Origin of the sequence: Bacillus mojavensis (assembly GCF_012648005.1) — a bacterium.
GTDB classification, from domain to species: Bacteria; Bacillota; Bacilli; order Bacillales; family Bacillaceae; genus Bacillus; species Bacillus mojavensis.
Window position 1 is genome coordinate 387,486 of sequence record NZ_CP051464.1, and the last position, 20,887, is coordinate 408,372.

Below are 20,887 nucleotides of genomic sequence, written 5' to 3' on the forward strand. Positions count from 1 at the left end.
AGACGTTTGAACCGATCAGGCAAGCACCTTATCAGCAGCATTATCCTGTATCCCCGGCCCAGCGGAGAATGTACATCCTCAATCAGCTTGGACAAGCAAGCACAAGCTACAACGTCCCTGCTGTACTTTTGCTGGAGGGAGAAGTAAACAAAGACCGGCTTGAACATGCGATTCAGCAATTAATCGATCGGCACGAAATTCTCCGTACGTCGTTTGACATGATAGACGGAGAAGTCGTACAGACCGTTCATAAAAACATATCGTTCCAGCTGGAGGCTGCCAAGGGACGGGAAGAAGACGCGGAAGAGCTGATCAAATCGTTTGTTCAGCCGTTTGAGTTAAACCGCGCGCCGCTCGTCCGTTCGAAGCTTGTCCAGCTTGAAGAAGAACGCCATCTGCTGCTCATTGATATGCATCATATCATTACGGACGGCAGCTCGACTGGCATTCTCATCGGCGATCTCGCCAAAATCTATCAAGGCGCAGATCTGGAGCTCCCGCAGATTCACTATAAGGATTACGCTGTCTGGCAAAAAGAACATGCGGATCATCAAAAAGATGAAGCATACTGGCTGGATACGTTTAAAGGCGAGCTGCCGGTTCTTGACCTTCCGGCGGATTTCCCGCGGCCTGCAGAACGGAGCTTTTCCGGTGAGCGCGTCATGTTCGGGCTTGATAAACAAATCACGGCTCAAATCAAATCGCTGCTGTCAGAAACAGACACAACAATGTACATGTTCCTTTTAGCCGCATTTCATGTATTGCTCTCTAAGTATGCGTCACAGGATGACATCATCGTCGGCTCACCGACTGCGGGCAGAACACATCCTGATTTGCAAGGTGTGCCGGGTATGTTTGTCAACACGGTGGCATTACGGACAGCGCCTGCGGGGGACAAAACCTTTGCGCAATTCCTAGACGAAGTCAAAACGGTCAGTCTTCAAGCATTCGAGCACCAAAGCTATCCGCTTGAGGAATTGATTGAAAAGCTGCCGCTCACAAGGGACACAAGCCGTAGCCCGCTGTTCAGCGTTATGTTCAACATGCAGAACATGGAGATTCCTTCTTTGAAATTAGGAGATTTGAAGATTTCTTCCTATTCTATGCTACATCACGTGGCGAAATTTGATCTGTCCTTGGAAGCTGTCGAACGTGAAGAAGAAATCGGTTTAAGCTTTGACTACGCAACTGCCTTATTTAAGGACGAGACAATCCGCCGCTGGAGCAGCCACTTTGTCAATTTGATCAAAGCAGCTGCGGTTAATCCGAACGTACGGCTGTCTGATTTGGAGATTCTTTCACCGGCTGAAACGGCAGCTTTGCTTGAAGAGAAAAAACAAACCACTCATTCTGGCGAAGACACGTTTGTATCACTTTTCGAAAAACAGGTGCAGCAAACACCTGATGATCCGGCTGTCATTTCTGGCGGAAACCAGCTGACCTATCGTGAGCTTGATGAACAGGCGAACCAGCTGGCGCATCATTTGCGCGCGCACGGGGCAGGAAGTGAAGACATCGTAGCCGTTGTCATGGATCGTTCAGCTGACCTAATGACAGCTGTTCTTGGGATCATGAAGGCGGGAGCCGCTTTCCTTCCGATTGATCCGGATACGCCTGAGGAACGAATCCGCTATTCATTAGAAGACAGCGGTGCGAGATTTACAGTCGTGAATGAAAGAAATATGACTGCCATAGGGCAATATCAAGGAACCACGATCAATATCGATCAAGCGGATTGGCGGAATGAAAACAAGGAGCGTCCGGAATTGATGTCTGGGCCTCAGAATCTTGCATATATCATTTACACATCCGGCACGACCGGGAAGCCGAAGGGTGTGCAGATTGAGCATCGCAATCTGACAAACTATGTTTCTTGGTTTAGCAAAGAGGCGGGCCTGACAAAAACGGATAAGTCTGTCTTGCTTTCGTCTTACGCATTCGACTTGGGTTATACAAGCATTTTCCCTGTGCTCCAAGCAGGCGGTGAGCTTCACATTGTGCCGAAAGAAACCTATACGGCGCCCGATCAGATTGGCCGTTATATCAAGGAGCACGGCATCACGTATATCAAGCTGACACCGTCCCTGTTCCATACGATGGTGAACACGGCCAGCTTTACAAAGGAGCCGCATTTTGAATCCCTGCGCTTGATTGTGTTGGGAGGAGAAAAGATTATCCCTGCTGATGTTCTAGCGTTCAGCAAAGTATATCGGCATACCGAATTTATCAATCACTACGGTCCGACCGAAGCAACAATCGGCGCCATTGCCGGACGGATTGACCTGACTGAACCTGGCACATTCGCGAAACGGCCGACAATCGGACGGCCGATTGCCAATACCGGCGCACTTGTCTTAAATGAGTCATTGAAGCTTGTGCCTCCGGGAGCGAGCGGTCAGTTATATATCACAGGACAGGGGCTTGCCAGAGGATATCTCAGCCGTCCTCAGCTCACATCCGAGAAATTCGTTGAAAACCCGTATGCGCCGGGGAGCCTGATGTACAAGACCGGAGATGTCGTCCGGAGACTGGCGGACGGTACGGTTGAATTTATCGGCCGGGCTGATGATCAGGTGAAAATCCGTGGCTACCGCATAGAGCCGAAAGAAATTGAAACGGTCATGCTTAGCCTCAGCGACATTCGAGAAGCGGTAGTGCTTGCGGTTTCTGAGGGCGGGCTTCAAGAGCTTTGCGCGTATTATACGGCGGATCAAGCCATTGAAAAAGCAGAGCTCCGGAAACAGCTTTCACAAATACTGCCGTCTCATATGATCCCTGCCTTCTTCGTGCAGGTAGATGTCATCCCGCTCACGGCAAACGGGAAAACCGACAGAAACGCATTGCCGAAGCCGAACGCGGCGCAATCCGGATATGAGGCGTCAGCTGCTCCGGAAACAGCGCTTGAAGAAAGCCTTTGCCGCATCTGGCAGAAAACACTCGGCATTGAAGCGGTCGGAATCGATGACAATTTCTTCGATTTAGGCGGCCATTCACTAAAAGGAATGATGCTCATCGCCAATATACAGGCGGAATTGGAGAAAACCGTGCCGCTTAAAGCGCTGTTCGAGCAGCCGACTGTACGCCAGCTGGCGGCTTACATGGAGGAATCGGCAGCATCAGGCGGCTATCACATGTTAAAGCCGGCTGACAAACAGGATGTGTATCCATTGTCATCCGCGCAGAAACGGATGTACGTGCTCAATCAGCTTGACCGGCAGACGATCAGCTATAATATGCCATCGGTTCTTCTGATGGAAGGCGAGCTTCACATTTCGCGCCTGAGAGAATCACTTAACCAGCTCGTAAACCGTCATGAATCATTGCGCACGTCATTTACGGAAGCAGACGGAGAGCCTGTCCAGCGCATTGTTGAGGAGGCATCAATTGATCTTCATGTATTTGATGCAAAAGAGGGCGAGGCGGAACAGAAGATTAAGGAATTTATCAGGCCATTCGACTTAAGCGGCGCTCCGCTCATTCGCGCGGCATTACTCCGAATTGCAGACCAAAAACATCTGCTTCTATTGGATATGCATCACATTATCGCGGATGGTGTATCAAGAGGTATTTTCGTTAAAGAATTGGCACTGCTTTATAAAGGCGAACAGCTTCCGGAGCCGAAGCTTCATTACAAGGATTTCGCTGTTTGGCAAAATGAAGCCGGACAGAAAGAACGGATGAAGGAGCATGAGCAATACTGGCTATCAGTTCTCTCAGGCGAACTGCCGGAGCTTGACCTTCCGCTTGATTACACCCGACCGCCTGTTCAAAGCTTTGAAGGGGATACTGTCCGTTTCCGCGCGGGAAGCGGGACGGCAAAGGCGATTGAAAAACTGCTCGCAGAAACGGGAACGACTTTGCATATGGTGCTTCACACCGTCTTCCATGTCTTTTTAAGCAAAATCTCCGGACAGCGGGATATCGTGATCGGCTCGGTTACAGCAGGCCGCACGAATGCCGACGTGCAAAACATGCCGGGGATGTTCGTCAATACGCTTGCACTGAGAATGGAAGCAGGAGAAAAGCAGACATTTACAGAGCTTCTGGAGCAAGCAAAGGAGACGAATCTGTCAGCGCTTGAGCATCAGGAGTATCCGTTTGAAGATCTGGTCAACCAGTTAGACCTTCCTCGGGATATGAGCCGAAATCCATTGTTTAATGTGATGGTTACGACAGAAAATCCTGATAAAGAACAGCTTGAGCTGCAAGATCTCACGATTTCACCTTATGAGGCCCATCAGGGAACATCGAAGTTTGATCTGACATTAGGCGGTTTCACTGACGAAAACGGCATCGGTCTGCAGCTGGAATATGCGACGGATCTATTCTCAAGAGAAACAGCTGAGAAATGGAGCGAATATGTCCTCCGCTTATTGCAGGCTGTGGCAGAAAATCCAAACCAGCCGCTTTCCAGCCTGTCGCTCGTCAACGAGACAGAAAAACAAACGCTTCTGGAGGCCTGGAAAGGAAAAACACTGCCTGTGCCGACAGACAAAACGGTTCATCAGCTATTTGAAAAAACCGTTCAGCGCCACAAGGATCGCCCGGCTGTCACGTATAACGGGCAGTCATGGACGTACGGCGAGCTGAATGCGAAGGCGAACCGTCTGGCGCGGATTTTGATCGACTGCGGCATCAGCGCGGATGAGCGCGTCGGCATTCTGACGAAGCCGTCGCTTGAAATGTCCGCCGCGGTGCTTGGTGTCCTGAAGGCGGGAGCGGCATTTGTGCCGATTGACCCTGACTATCCGGATCAGCGGATTGAATATATCCTACAGGACAGCGGTGCGAAGCTTCTCTTGAAACAGGAAGGCATCACAGTGCCGGACAGCTATACGGGCGAGGTCATTCTTCTTGACGGCAACCGGACGATCCTGAGTCTGCCGCTTGATGAAAACGATGAGGAAAATCCGCAGACCGACACAACCGCGGATCACCTTGCTTATATGATTTATACGTCAGGAACGACCGGACAGCCGAAGGGTGTTATGATCGAGCACCATGCGCTAGTCAACCTGTGCTTCTGGCATCATGACGCGTTCGGCATGACAGCGGAGGACCGCAGTGCGAAGTACGCGGGCTTCGGGTTCGACGCTTCCATTTGGGAGATGTTCCCGACCTGGACGATCGGCGCTGAGCTTCACGTCATTGATGAAGCGATTCGCCTTGATATCACCCGTCTGAATGACTATTTCGAAACAAACGGCGTGACGATCACCTTCCTGCCAACGCAGCTGGCGGAACAGTTCATGGAGCTTGAGAACACGTCACTCCGCGTGCTCTTGACCGGAGGGGACAAGCTGAAGCGTGCGGTCAAACAGCCGTACAAACTCATCAACAACTATGGGCCAACCGAAAACACCGTCGTTGCGACAAGCACAGAGATCAATCCGGAGGAAGGCTCGCTTTCTATCGGGCAAGCGATCGCCAATACGAGAGTGTACATTCTCGGCGAGGGCCATCAGGTTCAGCCGGAAGGCGTGGCCGGAGAGCTTTGTGTGGCGGGACGTGGACTGGCGCGCGGCTATCTGAACAGGGAAGACGAAACCGCGAAGCGGTTTGTCTCAGATCCGTTTGTGCCGGGTGAACGCATGTACAAAACGGGCGACTTGGTGAAATGGACGGGCGGCGGCATCGAATACATCGGCCGGATCGACCAGCAGGTCAAGGTTCGCGGCTACCGAATCGAGCTGTCAGAAATCGAAGTGCAGCTGGCCCAGCTTTCTCAGGTTCAGGACGCGGCAGTGACAGCTGTGAAGGATAAAGCGGGCAATACCGCAATTGCCGCATATGTCACACCGGAAACTGTCGACACAGAAGCGCTGAAGTCAGCGCTCAAGGAAACCCTGCCGGACTACATGATCCCGGCGTTCTGGGTGACGTTGAACGAGCTTCCGGTTACCGCAAACGGCAAAGTAGACCGCAAAGCACTGCCGGAGCCGGATATTGAAACAGGAAGCGGAGAATACAAAGCGCCGTCCACTGACATGGAAGAGCTGCTTGCCGGCATTTGGCAGGACGTGCTCGGTATTTCTGAAGTCGGTATCAGCGACAATTTCTTCTCGCTCGGCGGAGATTCCATTAAAGGCATCCAGATGGCGAGCCGCTTGAACCAGCACGGCTGGAAACTGGAAATGAAGGATCTCTTCCAGCACCCGACGATCGAAGAGCTTACCCAATACGTGGAACGTGCCGAAGGCAAACAGGCAGACCAAGGCCCTGTGGAGGGCGAAGTTATCCTGACGCCGATTCAGCGCTGGTTCTTTGAAAAGAACTTCACGAACAAACATCACTGGAACCAGTCGGTTATGCTTCATGCCGCGAAGGGCTTTGATCCTGAACGGATTGAAAAGACATTGCAGGCACTGATTGAGCATCATGACGCGCTCCGCATGGTCTACCGTGAAGAAAATGGCGACATCATTCAAGCGTATAAACGAATAGACGAGTGCGAGGTCAGCTTTGAAATCGTTGATCTGTACGGCTCAGATGAAGATATGCTGAAAAGCCAGATTAAGGTTCTTGCTGACAGTCTGCAAAGCAGTCTCGACCTGCAAAACGGACCGCTTCTGAAAGGGGAGCTATACCGCACGGAAGCAGGGGATCACCTGCTCATCGCTGTACACCATCTCGTGGTCGACGGCGTATCTTGGCGGATTTTACTTGAAGACTTTGCATCAGGCTACATGCAGGCGGAGAAAGAAGAGCAAATCGTCTTCCCGCAAAAAACGAACTCTTTCAAGGATTGGGCGGAAGAATTGGCGGCATTCAGCCAATCAGCACACCTTTTGCAGCAGGCTGAATACTGGGCGCAAATTGACGCTGAAGAGGTTTCTGCTGTTCCGAAGGATGATGAAACAGAGGAGCGGATTGTCAAACATACCTCATCCGTCATCTGTGAATTAAATGAGGAAGACACTAAACACCTCTTAACAGATGTTCATCAGCCATATGGAACCGAGATCAATGATATTCTTCTCAGCGCGCTCGGATTAACGATGAAAGAATGGACAGATGGTGTCAAAATCGGCATCAATCTTGAGGGGCACGGACGGGAAGACATCATCCCGAATGTGAACATCTCCAGAACGGTTGGCTGGTTTACGGCACAATATCCTGTTGTGCTCGACATGTCTGAAACAGATGTCTCAGCGGTCATCAAAGCAGTCAAAGAAAACCTGCGCCGCGTTCCGGACAAAGGCGTCGGATACGGCATTCTCCGCTACTTTACAGAACAAGCGGGAGCGCGAGGCTTCACACCGGAAATCAGCTTTAACTATTTAGGCCAATTCGACAGTGAAGTGAAAACGGATTTCTTTGAACCGTCCGCTTTCGATATGGGACGCCAAGTGAGCGAAGAATCAGAAGCCCTGTACGCTTTAAGCTTCAGCGGCATGATCCGTAACGGACGTTTTGTTCTTTCTTGCTCCTACAATGAGAAGGAATATGAAAGAGCAACGGTCGAAGCACAAATGGAGCGGTTTAAAGAAAATCTCCTCCTGATCATCCGCCATTGTACGGAAAAAGAGGACAAGGAATTCACACCGAGCGACTTCAGTGCGGGAGACCTTGAAATGGATGAGATGGGCGATATCTTTGACATGCTTGAGGAGAATTTGAAATAAACATGCAAGGGAATTACAGAAGGCGGGAGCGAAACATATGAGTCAATTTAGCAAAGATCAGGTTCAAGATATGTATTACCTATCGCCGATGCAGGAGGGGATGCTGTTTCATAGCATCCTGAATCCCGGCCAGAGCTTTTACCTTGAACAAATTACGATGAAAGTAAAGGGCGACTTCAATATCAAATGCCTTGAAGAAAGCATGAATGTCATCATGGACCGGTACGATGTATTTCGTACCGTGTTCATTCACGAAAAAGTAAAAAGGCCCGTTCAAGTCGTATTAAAAAAACGTCAATTTCATATAGAAGAAATGGATCTGACACATTTATCCGAAAGTGAACAAACGGACAAAATCAATGAATACAAAGCACAGGATAAGATCAAAGGCTTTGATTTAACGCGGGATATTCCGATGAGGGCAGCCATCTTCAAAAAAGCTGACAACAGCTTTGAATGGGTGTGGAGCTACCACCACATTATTTTGGACGGATGGTGCTTCGGCATCGTCGTGCAGGATCTGTTTAAGGTATACAACGCCCTGCGTGAACAAAAGCCGTACAGTCTGCCGCCTGTCAAACCGTATAAGGAATATATCAAGTGGCTTGAAAAGCAGGATAAACAAGCATCGCTCCGCTACTGGCGCGAGTATTTGGAAGACTTTGAAGGACAGACGACGTTTGCGGAGCAAAGAAAGAAACAAAAGGAAGGATACGAGCCGAAAGAACTGCTCTTCTCACTGCCGGAAGCGGAAACAAAAGCTTTTACAGAGCTTGCGAAATCTCAGCACACCACTTTGAGTACCGCTTTGCAGGCAGTCTGGAGCGTACTGCTCAGCCGTTATCAGCGGTCTGACGATTTGACCTTCGGTACAGTCGTTTCCGGGCGTCCCGCGGAAATCAAAGGCGTTGAACATATGGTCGGCCTGTTTATCAACGTTGTTCCTAGAAGAGTGAAATTGGCTGAAAACATGACATTCAACGGTTTGCTCAAGCAGCTTCAGGAACAGTCACTTGAGTCAGAACCGCATCAATATGTGCCGCTTTATGATATCCAAAGCCAGGCCAACCAGCCGAAATTGATTGACCACATCATCGTGTTTGAAAATTATCCGCTTCAGGATGCAAGCAATGAAGAAAGCGGTCAAAACGGATTCGATATGGAGGATGTTCATGTATTTGAGAAGTCGAATTACGATCTCAATTTGATGGCCTCCCCGGGTGACGAAATGCTGATCAAGCTTGCCTATAATGAGAATGTGTTTGATGAAGCGTTTATGCTGCGCTTAAAATCCCAGCTTCTCACAGCGATTCAGCAGCTCATTCAGCATCCGGATCAGCCTGTCAACACCATTGATTTCATTGACGAAAAAGAAAAAGAGTACTTGCTTAACGGCTTAAATCCGACACCTCAAACGTGTGAGCCAAAACCTCTGACAGATTGGTTCAAGGAGGCGGTGGACGTCAATCCAAGTGCACCGGCGCTCACATTTGCAGGCCGAACGCTGTCCTATCACGAATTAGACGAGGAAACGAACCGCCTCGCACACCGTTTACAAAAGCAAGGTGCTGGCAAAGGCTCTGTTGTTGCATTGTACACAAAGCGCTCGCTGGAACTGGTGATTGGGATTCTCGGTGTGTTAAAGGCGGGAGCGGCTTATGTACCGGTTGACCCTAAGCTTCCGAATGACCGAATTTCATATATGCTGACCGACAGCGGGGCGGCATGTCTGCTTACACATCAGGAGATGAAAGAGCAAGCGAATCAGCTGCCGTTTACAGGCCAAACACTCATCATTGATGATTCCATCCGTTTTGAAGAAGACGCAAGCGATCCTGAAACCGTGATTGCACCTGATGATGCGGCGTATATCATGTATACATCAGGCACAACCGGAAAACCAAAGGGAAATATCACGACGCATGCCAATATTCAAGGATTAGTGAAGCACGTTGACTACATGACGTTTTCTGAAAAAGACACGTTCTTATCTGTATCGAATTACGCTTTTGACGCATTTACCTTTGATTTCTACGCTTCCATTCTGAATGGAGCAAGACTGATTATTGCTGATGAAAATACACTGCTTGATCCAGAGCGTCTCACGAGTCTCATCCGCCAAGAGAATGTCAGCGTCATGTTTGCGACCACAGCTTTATTTAATCTTCTCACAGATGCGGGAGAGGATTGGCTGAAGGGGCTTCGCTGTGTGTTATTCGGAGGAGAACGCGCGTCTGTGCCTCACGTCAGGAAAGCGCTGAAAATAATGGGTCCGGGCAAGCTGATTAACTGCTACGGCCCGACTGAGGGCACGGTGTTTGCAACGGCTCACGTTGTGCACGAGATTCCGAGAACTCTCTCCTCTCTGCCGATCGGAAAGCCGATTAGCAATGCGAGTGTTTATATTCTCAATGAATCAAATCAGCTCCAGCCGTTCGGAGCGGTCGGTGAACTATGCATCAGCGGAATGGGCGTATCAAAAGGCTATGTTAACCGTGACGAGCTGACAAAGCAGAAATTTACCGCCAACCCGTTCAAACCCGGAGAAACACTTTACCGCACTGGGGATCTCGCTCGCTGGCTGCCTGACGGAACGATTGAATACGCCGGCCGTATTGATGACCAAGTGAAAATACGTGGGCACCGGATCGAGCTGGAAGAAATCGAAAAGCAGCTGCAGGAATATCCCGGGGTAAAAGACGCGGTTGTCGTAGTGGACCGCCACGAGTCTGGCGACGCATCCATCAACGCCTACCTCGTGAACCGGACGCAGCTTTCAGCAGAAGACGTTAAGGCACATCTGAAAAAACAGCTTCCTGCTTATATGGTGCCGCAGACATTTACGTTCTTGGACGAGCTTCCTTTAACAACAAACGGAAAAGTCAATAAACGTCTGCTGCCAAAACCGGAGCCAGATCAGATATCGCAAGAATGGATTGGGCCTCGAGATGAAACGGAAGAAACAATTGCACAAATCTGGTCCGAGATTCTCGGGAGAAAGCAAGTCAGCATCCACGACGATTTCTTCGAGCATGGCGGTCATTCCTTAAAGGCGATGACAGCCGCTTCTCGCATCAAAAAAGAGCTCGGAATTGACCTTCCGGTGAAGCTTTTGTTTGAAGCGCCGACGATTGCCGGCATTTCTGCATACCTGAAAAACGGGGGCTCAGAAGGACTTCAGGACGTAACCATCATGAATCCGGAACAGGATGACATCATTTTCGCGTTTCCTCCGGTATTGGGATATGGCTTAATGTATCAGAACCTGGCCAAGCACTTGCCGTCATACAAGCTGTGCGCCTTTGACTTTATTGAAGAGGAAAACCGTCTTGACCGGTATGCCGCTCTGATCAAGGAGCTTCAGCCGGAAGGGCCTGTGACACTGTTCGGTTATTCAGCAGGGTGCAGCCTGGCGTTTGAAGCCGCTAAAAAACTTGAAGAGCAAGGACGCACCGTACAGCGGATCATCATGGTGGATTCCTATAAAAAACAAGGCGTCAGTGATCTGGACGGACGCACGGTCGAAAACGATGTCGAAGCACTGATGAATGTAAATCGGGACAATGAAGCGCTCAATAGTGAAGCCGTCAAGCAGGGGCTCAAGAAAAAAACACATGCCTTCTACTCATACTACGTCAACCTGATCAGCTCGGGCCAAGTAAAAGCGGACATTGATTTGCTGACCTCTGATCTTGACTTTGAAATGCCCGAATGGCTTTCATCGTGGGAAGAGGCGACAACGGGCGCTTACCGGGTGAAAAAAGGCTTCGGAACACACGCCGAAATGCTGCAGGGCGAATGTCTTGATAGGAATGCCGGGATTTTGCGCGAATTTCTAAATAAACAAACCATAACGCTTTCTTAAGGAAGCGATGAAAGGGGGAGCCGGCCAATGAGCCAACTGTTCAAATCATTTGATGCGTCGGAAAAAACGCAGCTCATCTGTTTTCCGTTTGCCGGCGGCTACTCGGCTTCATTTCGCCCTCTCCATGCTTTTTTACAGGGAGAGTGTGAAATGCTCGCAGCTGAACCGCCGGGGCACGGCACGAATCAGACGTCAGCCGTTGAGGATCTCGAGCAGCTGACTGATTTGTACAAGCAAGAATTACATTTGAATTCAGATCGGCCGTTTGTGCTGTTCGGGCATAGCATGGGCGGCATGATCACCTTCAGGCTGGCGCAAAAACTGGAGCGTGAAGGCATTTTTCCGCAGGCCGTGATTATCTCTGCGATTCAGCCGCCGCATATTCAACGGAAAAAAGTATCGCATTTGCCTGATGATCAATTTCTCAATCATATTATGAAATTAGGCGGAATGCCCGCAGAGCTCGTTGAAAACAAGGAAGTCATGTCATTTTTCCTGCCTTCGTTCAGATCGGATTACCGTGCGCTTGAACAATTCGAACTTTACGACATGACACCGATCCAATCGCCGGTCCATGTCTTTAACGGACTGGATGACGAAAAATGCATCCGGGATGCGGAAGGCTGGAAGAAGTGGGCGAACCATACCACGTTCCATGAATTTGACGGCGGGCATATGTTTCTGCTGTCACATACGGAGGAAGTGGCGGAACGGATATTTGCGATTTTGAATCAGCATCCGATTTCCAGTTCCTGATGAAGAAGCGAACAGCGCTGTGCTGTTCGCTTTTTTGATATAGAATGTAAATTTTTTCATGATATAATAGTCGCAATACTCAAATAAAGGCAGGTCAGGAAAAAATGTCTCGGCACATCCTTCACGCGTCTCCTAAGATGAAATGGTTTGTATTGCTGTTCACGTTTGTCTTCGCCATCGGAATGAACTCATTCAGAAATTCCTTTCAATTTTTTATGCTCCCGATGGCAGCGACCTTTCACGCCGAAAGGTCGCTGATTTCGGCTTCCGTCAGCATTTTTATGATCACGACGGGTGTCGTTCAGTTTTTTGTCGGCTTTTTTCTTGACCGGTTCAGCGTCAGAAAGATTATGGGGATCGGCGCCATCTGTATCAGCGCAAGCTTTTTGGCGCTCCCGCATTCGCCGAATGTCCATATATTTTCCGTGATCTACGGTGTGCTCGGCGGAATTGGCTATTCCTGCGCGGTTGGCGTGACGACACAGTATTTTATCAGCCGCTGGTTTGACACGCATAAAGGCTTGGCGCTCGCCATTTTAACCAATGCAAATTCAGCCGGTTTGCTGCTGCTGTCACCAGTTTGGGCTGCAGCTCCTTACTATGCAGGCTGGCAAACTACGTATACGATATTGGGCATTTTCTTAGCTGCTGTTCTGCTTCCTCTTTTGGCCTTCGGAATGAAGCACCCGCCCAATGTCCAAGGACAGTCCATGAAAAAATCTTATGACTGGCAAGGATTTTGGAAGGTGTTAAAACAGTCCCGCCTCATTCATATCCTGTACTTCGGCGTATTTACGTGCGGATTTACAATGGGAATCATTGATGCTCATCTCGTTCCCATGCTGGAGGATGCGCATGTCTCTCATATCAACGGAATGATGGCTGCGTTCGGGGCGTTTATTATCATTGGGGGATTATTGGCAGGCTGGCTGTCAGATTTGCTTGGCAGCAGAAGCGTGATGCTCTCCATTTTGTTTTTCATTCGTCTCATTAGCTTGATCTGCCTGCTCATTCCCGCGCTCGGCATTCATAACAGTGAGCTTTGGTACTTGGGCTTTACGCTGTTATTCGGGCTCAGCTACACAGGCGTGATCCCGCTGACCGCTGCGTCCATTTCTGAAAGCTTTCAAACCGGGCTTATCGGCTCGCTCCTAGGCATCAATTTCTTTATCCATCAAATCGCCGGCGCTCTCAGTGTGTATGTGGGCGGGTTGTTTTTTGATATGAATCATAATTATTTGCTGATTATGGTTGTGTGTTTGGTGCTGGTATGTTTATCAGCATTATTGGAGCTGGTGCCAATCAAAAAAAACAAGCATTTTCATAACGAAGAGAGTGTTGAAAATTAATCTCCATTAGCTGAAGAGAATGTTACTCGATGGAAAGAAGATAAAATATCTCATTAAATAAAAGAGGGAACACCCTCTTTTAAGTTTGTCGTTTTCCTTTTTTGGCACGTACATGTTCTTTTACAAGCTGTCTGAATGAGTGGAGCTCATTTTCGAATACAAAAAAACGTTTAGGAACTAAGATGACCTGGTGACTAGAAGTTTTGATAGAGAATAAGTGTTTATATTCTGCAACTGCCCTTATTTCATCCCATTCAAACAACGTAACATCGTTTTTGGATTGAATTTGGATGCCTTGCCGGTTCATGGTATATGTCCTTTTGCGTTTTAGCCGTGTATTGTTCTTATAGCTGGTACGCAGCCGCATATAATGAAAAGCAATCAAAAGCAATGTAAAGATCAAAGATAGAATCGCTATGAAAATACCATTATATATCTCTTCAAGTGTTTCGCTGTCATAAACGGTAAACGGAAATCCATAAAGTGAATACACCAATAAAGATAAAAGAAAAATATAAATAAAAGAAAACAATGCTGATATTCTTTGCCGGTATAAAAAGTAACATCTCATATCTTGTAATGATATGGCTCCCTCTAGGAAGACACTGTGCTGAATCATTCTTACACTGCACCTCAAACCATTTTTCCTTCAACTCTAACATAACATCTCATCTGTTCATAGAAATGGTTTTTTCGGTTTGCTTTCTTTTTCGGAGACCGGCATTGCTTCCCAGCACGCCGATGATAATACAAACCGCACCAGCAAGGTGGTACCAGGCCAGGCTTTCGTTCAGAATCACAACTCCGGCAATCATCGTCACGATGGTGGACAAATGATTAAAAGCGCTCATTTTAAACGCCTCAATCCGGGACAGCGCATAGTTGGACATAAACGAAGTCACGAGCGAAGATAACACGCCCAAATACACAATCGCGAGGATAAAGCCGGGCTCCCTGAATGGATGGAAGTAAGTGCCGACCGTTCCGGAAGCACCGTGACGCACCAAAGCGATGGCATTGAAGACGACAAATCCGATCGCTGACATGATGTAGGTAAGCTCCATCAGCCGGAAACGCTGTGTCATTTTTCTTGCGGCGGTATTGTACATAGCTGAAGACAGCGCGGACAATAGAATGAGTACAGACCCCTTTAGGCTGGCCGATTCCACGTTCACGCCCTTCATCACAAAAATAAACATGACGCCTGCAACTGATAACACGGTGAACCCTTTTTGAGCCCACGTCGATCGCTCTTTTAAAAAATAAGCGGCAAAGACCATTGTAAAAATCGGAATGGATGCCTGAATGATCCCGGCTTCAGAGGATGACGAGTACACCAGGCCGAATGCCTGAAAGCTGAAAAACAGCGCCGGATACAGCAGGGCGAGCGGCAAAATGGCCATTACATCTTTTAAACGGATGGACAGCTTCACCCATCCGAATAAGACAGGGATAGTAGCTGCTGCAAACGCAAGGGTAAACCGATGTGCAAGAATATCAAACGGTTCTGCCGATTGCAGGGCGATCTTCACGAAAAGAAAGGATAAGCCGATAATCAATGCATTTAACAACGCTGCAAGATAAGCTGAGGTTTGCTGATTTTTATACATACAGGAAGTGCTCCTTTATATAAATAATAGAGCCGGCCGCTCCCTTTTATTGTATGGGGAGGATCGGAACGGTACAATGAGAAAAACAATGAACTGTACCGGTACAAAACAGGGGGAGAAAGAATGGAGAAGTATATCAGTCTCTTAATAAAGATAGAGGAAATGATGCAAGGCAGTGTCTATCAAGAAGGAGACAGGCTTCCTTCCATCCGGCAGCTGTCTACCCGCTATCAAGTCAGCAAAAGCACGGTGATCCGCGCGCTGCAAGAGCTGGAAAAACGCCATCTCATCTATTCTGTTCCGAAAAGCGGCTATTATCTTGTGAAAAAGACGAAGAAGCCGCATCACGGCAAGGCAGGCCCAATCGACTTTGCAACATCTGCGCCAGACCCTGATATTTTTCCGTATGTGGATTTTCAGCATTGCATCAACAAAGCGATTGATACATACAAGCGTGATTTGTTTCTATACGGAACACCGAAGGGCCTCCCGTCGCTCATCTCTGTTCTGCGAAAGCTGTTTGCTGATCAGCAGGTATTTGCGGACGAGAGGCATATGTTTATCACATCCGGCGTACAGCAGGCACTTTCCCTGCTGTGTGCAATGCCGTTTCCCAATGGGAAAAAGACGATCGCCATTGAACAGCCAGGCTATCATTTGATGATTGAACAGCTGGAGACACTGGGCATCCCCGCCATCGGGATAAAAAGAACGGAGGAGGGGCTTGATTTAGCAGAAGTCGAGCGGCTGTTTCAAACAGAACCGATCAAATTTTTTTATACGATGCCACGCTTCCATAACCCGCTTGGGAGTTCACTGGCCGAACGGGACAAACAAGAGCTGGTGAGATTGGCAGAAGCCTATGACGTCTATCTTGTTGAAGATGACTACCTTGGTGATCTTGAGGAAAATAAAAAGGCAGATCCGCTGTACGCATACGATCTGTCCTCACATGTGATTTATTTAAAAAGCTTTTCAAAAATGATGTTTCCCGGTCTTCGCGTGGGGGCCGCCGTTTTGCCGGATGTGCTGACTGACACATTTCATACGTATAAAAAGCTGAACGATATTGACTGCTCGATGATTTCTCAAGCCGCGTTAGAAATTTACATCAAAAGCGGAATGTTCGGCAGGCACAAGGAAAAAATCAGAAATTCCTATAAGGAACGGTCCCTCAGGCTTCATGAAGCTATCCAAACACACGGACAATCGAGCCGCGGCCGCTTTATATTTTCCAGCGGCCAAGCCCCATGCATGCATACCCATCTGGTGCTGCCTGAGGATCTGCCGGCATCAAGAGTGATTCAAAAGGCGAAAAAGCAGGAGGTTCTCCTTGAAGCAATTGACCGCCATTATTTATCAGACTATCCGAAAGAAAATCTATTAAAAATCAATATTTCCAATGTAAAGACGGAAGATATTGAGCGAGGCATTAAGCTTTTGATGGGCCATTTATAAAAGGGCTTCGTACGAGATCATGGTGATGTCCTCCGGGAAATCAGGGCGGGCGGCGCACACGGCCATTTTATAGCCGGGGTCTACCTCATACGATTTGATAAAGCAAGGTGTATGATGTTTCGGAAGCTCGACGGTTACTCGGCCATCCTCATGCAGGCGCACGGAGAAGGAGTCAAGCGGCAGCGACAGGCCTTTGCCTTCCTGCTTGATAAAGCTTTCTTTCATAGACCATAAATGATAAAAATAATCGTTTTGCTCGTCTTTATGTTTGGATAAAAGATCGCTGTACTCGGTCTTTGAAAAGAAACGTTCGGCAATCCCGAGGCTGATTGGCTTCATTTTTTCAATATCGACGCCGATCGGATCTGAATCAAATGCGCCGATGACCCAATGGCCGGAGTGGGAAATGTTAAAGTGGGCATCGGGGAGGTCAGGGATGCAAGGCTTCCCGTATTCCTGCGCGCTGAAGCGGATATCGGCTTTATTCAGCTGGTACTGCTCGCTGATGACAGAGCGGACAAGCACATCTCCCAGCAGGGTGCGGTGAGCATCTTCTTTATGATAAAATCTCCGGCATTTCTCCCGCTTTTCAGCGGAAACGAAAGACATCAGCCGATCCGATTCTGCCTGTGAAAGCGGGCGGTCCATATAAATTCCGTAAATTTTCATTCTAGATCCTCCGTCTGCAAAAGATTGTCAAAACCATCCTATCATATTTTGATTTACTTCGGAGTAAGATCCTCGATGATCTCATATACATAAGGGCTTTTAGGTGTGCTGATTTTTTGTGTGTTTGTCACAGAAATGTTTGGAAGACGTTCGCCGTCCTGATCGATCGTTGTAAGCTTTCCCGTTAGGTAAACCCATTCGCCTGCCTTAATTTCAGGTTTTTTAGAGAAACCAACCGGCAGCCCGTAAACCGTGGCATCGGCGATACAGCATGATATTCCATAACGGCCGATAATATAGCGGTTCAGCTGTTCGTCAAAATAGACAAACCCTTTGATATGAATCTCCTTTCCTTCATAAGATTCCGGATTCTCCATCAAAAGATGAACAACCGGAACATAATATTTATCCACTACAGAAATCGTTTCTTCTTGCTCCATTTGCCGCGCCAGTTCTTTTTCATAGCCGCTTGGAAGTGTAGAAGCCGTTCCTTCTTCACCAGCATTTGTTTCTGATTTGATGTCATCAATCGAACCATTTGTGGAAAACATTCGGTTTTGGGCGATTTCATTTGTCAGAACATGGTTTGGGAAAAGGAAGCCTGATGCGATAGGTATCAGAAAAAAGCTGTACAGCCATGGGTGAGTCTGTGGATGCTGATGACTGCATGCACAGACGGAGCAGCTGTACCGATTGTCTTGTTTTCGCCACATGATTGACAATATCCCGAGTGTAAAAGCAGTTAAGATAAAGAACTTTGTAAACCAAATCATGCGGGGAGAAATGAAATGTAAAATGTCGCCTGTCAGATAAAGTTTTAAGGTCATAAAAGCAAAGCCGATTAATAGAAGTCCGCGAACCACAGCTTCAAAAGAATACATTGCAGTATGTTTCAATTCAACCACCCTTTATCCGAATATGACACCATAGAGCCAGGCGATTCCAAGCACCGAAGCTGAAATGATCAGAAAAAATGCGATCACAAAGCGTTTTTTGAAACATGCAGCATATACAAACGTATTTTTCAAATCAAGCATCGGGCCATACAGCAAAAAGGAGAGAAGGGAAGCGTGAGAATAAGTGCCGGCGAATGTAGAAGCGACAAAAGCATCCGCATGCGAGCAGAGTGAAAGGACAAATGCAAGTCCCATCATGACAGCCGAACCTGACAGATCACTCGTTCCCAGTTCAGCGAGAGCTCCCCGATTTAAAAAGGTTTGAAAAAGACTGGCGATAAATGCGCCGGCGATTAAATATCTGCCCATGTCGAAGAATTCCTCAATCGCATGGGTAACGATAGATCTCAAGCGGTTTCTGTGCTGCTGCGGGGTGTATTCTGTCCGCGCGTCTGATGTAGATTCTTTCAGCATTGATTGCTTTCTGAATAACCAATACATCATAAGGCCAGTGATGATACAAATGACGACGGCCAGCCCGAAGCGCGCATAGACAAGCTCCAGGTTCTTGCTGAATGCAAAGTAGGTGGACAATACGACAATCGGATTTAAGATAGGAGCTCCGACTAAAATGACCGTACCGACGTGCAGAGGCATGCCTTTTTGGATCAGACGGCGCACCACTGGAATCACCGCACATTCACACACTGGAGAAAGAATGCTGATCAAGAGAGCGGAGCCAATTGCGCCATATGGGTTCTTCACGATCCATTTGGTCATCCATTGATCGGATATGAACAAGTCAATCAGTGATGAAAAAAAGATGCCGAGCATGATGAAAGGAATGGACTCAAGTAAAATACTCAGAAAAATGGTATTGACGTTAAGCAGGGAATTTGGAACAGGAATAGAAAGCTTGTCGGGTTCAAGGAGGATGAAACAATAGAGTAAAAAGAAAAAGAGCAATATGCTGAAGGAGCGTCTAGCAAAATGTTGGATAACTTCCATTATGATACCTGCCGTCTCTTGTATTTCTCTTATATGAGATAGTACCAATCTATGAGACAAGCTTGCAGAACATGAGTGAAAAGCAAAAAACCGGACAAATGTAATTGGTCCGGTTTTTGTGTATCAGTAGATTAGTGCAGAGGCGGAGTCGCTTTGGCAGCGGCTGTCCGTCTCGCCATAGCATATTGTAATAATTGTGTGGACTGCGGCAATGAAAAACGCAAAATCAGCCCAGTAAGGATCGCAGTCAAAATGGTTCCGATCCCGATCGGTCCGCCCATGCCCCATGCCGCGAACAAAATCGTGATTTCAATGCCGTTTCGCACCCATTGCACATTCCAGCCGGTTTTTTCTGAAATCAGCATCATCAGCGAATCACGCGGGCCTGCACCAAGACCTGCTGATACATAAACACCGACGCCGTAGCCAATCAGCAGCACGCCGAGAGAGAAGACAATAGCGGAAGCCATGTAACCGGAGGGTTCAGGCAGGAGAAAATTGAAAAAATCTATAAAAATACCGATGAGCAGCATGTTCAGTATCGCTCCGATTTTTGGCCAAGCTCTCGTAAACAATGACGTCAACCCAACGATGATCGCACCTATAATGATGGCCCACTGGCCGATCGTAAGCCCGAAGTGCTGAAACAGGCTGTAATGAAATGCATCCCACGGACTGATCCCTAGCGCTTTTCCTTCTATCGTAAGGGATACACCAAAAGACAAAATAAGCAGACCGGCAAAATAAAATGTCCAGCGCAGAACAAGTTCTCGCTTCACGTGAAGTCCCTTCTTTCGTAAAAATCAATCGATTGTCATTGTAGCATATCTGACAGAAGGGCGGAATAGGCGAACAAGGCTCAATAAAAAAACAGGGCCGCCGGCAGGCGCCCTGTTTTGGATTTTATAACGGATTCAAAATCCGATTCAAAAACCGCTGGGTCCGTTCTTCTTTTGGGGCGGAGAAGATTTCCTCCGGCGGCCCCTGCTCCACGATGACGCCGCCGTCAATGAAGACGACTTCGTCCGCCACTTCCTGGGCGAATTTGATTTCATGGGTAACAACGACCATGGTCCAGCCTTCATTGGCTAAATCCTTGATAACCTTCAGCACGTCACCGACAAGCTCAGGGTCAAGCGCTGAGGTCGGTTCGTCAAACAGCATCAGCTCCGGCTGAATGGCCAGTGCGCGGGCAATCCCGACGCGCTGCTGCTGGCCTCCGGAAAGCTGGAACGGATATAAATCCATTTTGTCCTTCAATCCGACTTTTTCCAGAAGCTGAATCGCTTCTTTTCTGACCTCTGCCTTGTTGCGTTTTTGCACCTGAACAGGGCCCTCCATGACGTTTTCAAGGGCTGTGCGGTGAGGAAAGAGGTGATACGCCTGAAACACCATTCCCGATTTCCGGCGGAGCTGAAGGATATCCGACTGCTTCACTTTCTTTGAAAAATCGATGGAGAAATCATCAAATGCAAGCTCCCCGCGATTCGGGATCTCCAGCGCGTTCAGACAGCGAAGCAGCGTCGTTTTCCCTGAACCGGAAGGCCCAAGTATAGCGATGACTTTTCCTTTTTCTATCTTCATATCTATCTGTTTTAAAATTTCATTTTGACCGAATGATTTGTTTAATCCTGTAACGGAAAGCATACTC

The 20,887-nt window shown here is 48.1% G+C and carries 12 protein-coding genes and 1 pseudogene; 6 read left to right on the plus strand and 7 right to left on the minus strand.

What is annotated here, in order from left to right; translation table 11 throughout:
• Positions 1-6: 6 nt before the first annotated feature.
• The 5 genes and pseudogenes from comS to HC660_RS02010 all read left to right on the plus strand — a co-directional run bounded on the left by comS (position 7) and on the right by HC660_RS02010 (position 13,595).
• Complete coding sequence (gene comS, locus HC660_RS21430; RefSeq protein ID WP_229150297.1) at positions 7-147, plus strand: competence protein ComS; 141 nt, start codon at positions 7-9, stop codon at positions 145-147.
• A pseudogene (gene srfAB, locus HC660_RS20965) lies at positions 93-7,625 on the plus strand (surfactin non-ribosomal peptide synthetase SrfAB); the annotation flags it as partial. The gene comS and the pseudogene srfAB, both read left to right, overlap by 55 nt.
• Before the next feature lie 37 nt (positions 7,626-7,662).
• Positions 7,663-11,490, plus strand: a complete 3,828-nt coding sequence (gene srfAC, locus HC660_RS02000; RefSeq protein WP_168746912.1) for a surfactin non-ribosomal peptide synthetase SrfAC — start codon at positions 7,663-7,665, stop codon at positions 11,488-11,490.
• A gap of 27 nt (positions 11,491-11,517) precedes the next feature.
• A complete protein-coding gene (gene srfAD / locus HC660_RS02005; RefSeq protein WP_168746913.1) occupies positions 11,518-12,246 on the plus strand; it encodes a surfactin biosynthesis thioesterase SrfAD in 729 nt (242 codons plus the stop codon).
• 104 nt (positions 12,247-12,350) lie between these two features.
• Positions 12,351-13,595, plus strand: coding sequence for an MFS transporter (locus HC660_RS02010; RefSeq protein WP_168746914.1), 1,245 nt, complete (start codon positions 12,351-12,353; stop codon positions 13,593-13,595).
• A gap of 79 nt (positions 13,596-13,674) precedes the next feature.
• On the opposite strand, the gene HC660_RS02015 is transcribed toward HC660_RS02010, so the two are convergent.
• Positions 13,675-14,214 (minus strand): YcxB family protein, encoded by a 540-nt coding sequence (locus tag HC660_RS02015; protein WP_168746915.1) that lies wholly within the window; start codon positions 14,212-14,214, stop codon positions 13,675-13,677.
• Between the two features lie 49 nt (positions 14,215-14,263).
• Positions 14,264-15,205: a DMT family transporter gene (locus HC660_RS02020; protein WP_168746916.1), complete on the minus strand. Its 942-nt coding sequence runs from the start codon at positions 15,203-15,205 to the stop codon at positions 14,264-14,266.
• Positions 15,206-15,328: 123 nt separating this feature from the next.
• Here HC660_RS02020 and HC660_RS02025 point away from each other — a divergent pair, with 123 nt between their 5' ends.
• A complete protein-coding gene (locus HC660_RS02025; RefSeq protein ID WP_168746917.1) occupies positions 15,329-16,663 on the plus strand; it encodes an aminotransferase-like domain-containing protein in 1,335 nt (444 codons plus the stop codon).
• Here the strand turns inward: HC660_RS02025 and HC660_RS02030 are convergent.
• From HC660_RS02030 to tcyC, 5 genes are all read right to left on the minus strand, one after another.
• A complete protein-coding gene (locus HC660_RS02030; protein ID WP_168746918.1) occupies positions 16,658-17,332 on the minus strand; it encodes a 4'-phosphopantetheinyl transferase family protein in 675 nt (224 codons plus the stop codon). The genes HC660_RS02025 and HC660_RS02030 overlap by 6 nt on opposite strands.
• A 53-nt stretch (positions 17,333-17,385) precedes the next feature.
• Positions 17,386-18,228 carry a TIGR03943 family putative permease subunit gene (locus HC660_RS02035; protein ID WP_244956480.1) on the minus strand — a complete coding sequence of 281 codons (843 nt, stop codon included), beginning with the start codon at positions 18,226-18,228 and terminating at the stop codon, positions 17,386-17,388.
• Between the two features lie 12 nt (positions 18,229-18,240).
• The gene (locus tag HC660_RS02040; RefSeq protein WP_168746919.1) at positions 18,241-19,236 is read right to left on the minus strand and encodes a permease; all 996 of its coding nucleotides are present in this window, start codon (positions 19,234-19,236) and stop codon (positions 18,241-18,243) included.
• A gap of 131 nt (positions 19,237-19,367) precedes the next feature.
• Entirely contained in the window at positions 19,368-20,015 is a 648-nt protein-coding gene (locus HC660_RS02045; RefSeq protein ID WP_010333001.1) for a YczE/YyaS/YitT family protein, read from the minus strand.
• A 124-nt stretch (positions 20,016-20,139) separates the two neighbouring features.
• Positions 20,140-20,883: a cystine ABC transporter ATP-binding protein TcyC gene (tcyC, locus tag HC660_RS02050; RefSeq protein ID WP_010333002.1), complete on the minus strand. Its 744-nt coding sequence runs from the start codon at positions 20,881-20,883 to the stop codon at positions 20,140-20,142.
• Positions 20,884-20,887 lie beyond the last annotated feature (4 nt).

Excerpts from the sequence above, each read along its gene's own strand:
- srfAC (WP_168746912.1), top strand. The coding sequence starts at position 7,663 with ATGAGTCAATTTAGCAAAGATCAGGTTCAAGATATGTATTACCTATCG.
- srfAD (WP_168746913.1), top strand. The coding sequence starts at position 11,518 with ATGAGCCAACTGTTCAAATCATTTGATGCGTCGGAAAAAACGCAGCTC.
- HC660_RS02010 (WP_168746914.1), top strand. The coding sequence starts at position 12,351 with ATGTCTCGGCACATCCTTCACGCGTCTCCTAAGATGAAATGGTTTGTA.
- HC660_RS02015 (WP_168746915.1), bottom strand. The coding sequence starts at position 14,214 with ATGATTCAGCACAGTGTCTTCCTAGAGGGAGCCATATCATTACAAGAT.
- HC660_RS02020 (WP_168746916.1), bottom strand. The coding sequence starts at position 15,205 with ATGTATAAAAATCAGCAAACCTCAGCTTATCTTGCAGCGTTGTTAAAT.
- HC660_RS02025 (WP_168746917.1), top strand. The coding sequence starts at position 15,329 with ATGGAGAAGTATATCAGTCTCTTAATAAAGATAGAGGAAATGATGCAA.
- HC660_RS02030 (WP_168746918.1), bottom strand. The coding sequence starts at position 17,332 with ATGAAAATTTACGGAATTTATATGGACCGCCCGCTTTCACAGGCAGAA.
- HC660_RS02040 (WP_168746919.1), bottom strand. The coding sequence starts at position 19,236 with ATGGAAGTTATCCAACATTTTGCTAGACGCTCCTTCAGCATATTGCTC.
- tcyC (WP_010333002.1), bottom strand. The coding sequence starts at position 20,883 with ATGCTTTCCGTTACAGGATTAAACAAATCATTCGGTCAAAATGAAATT.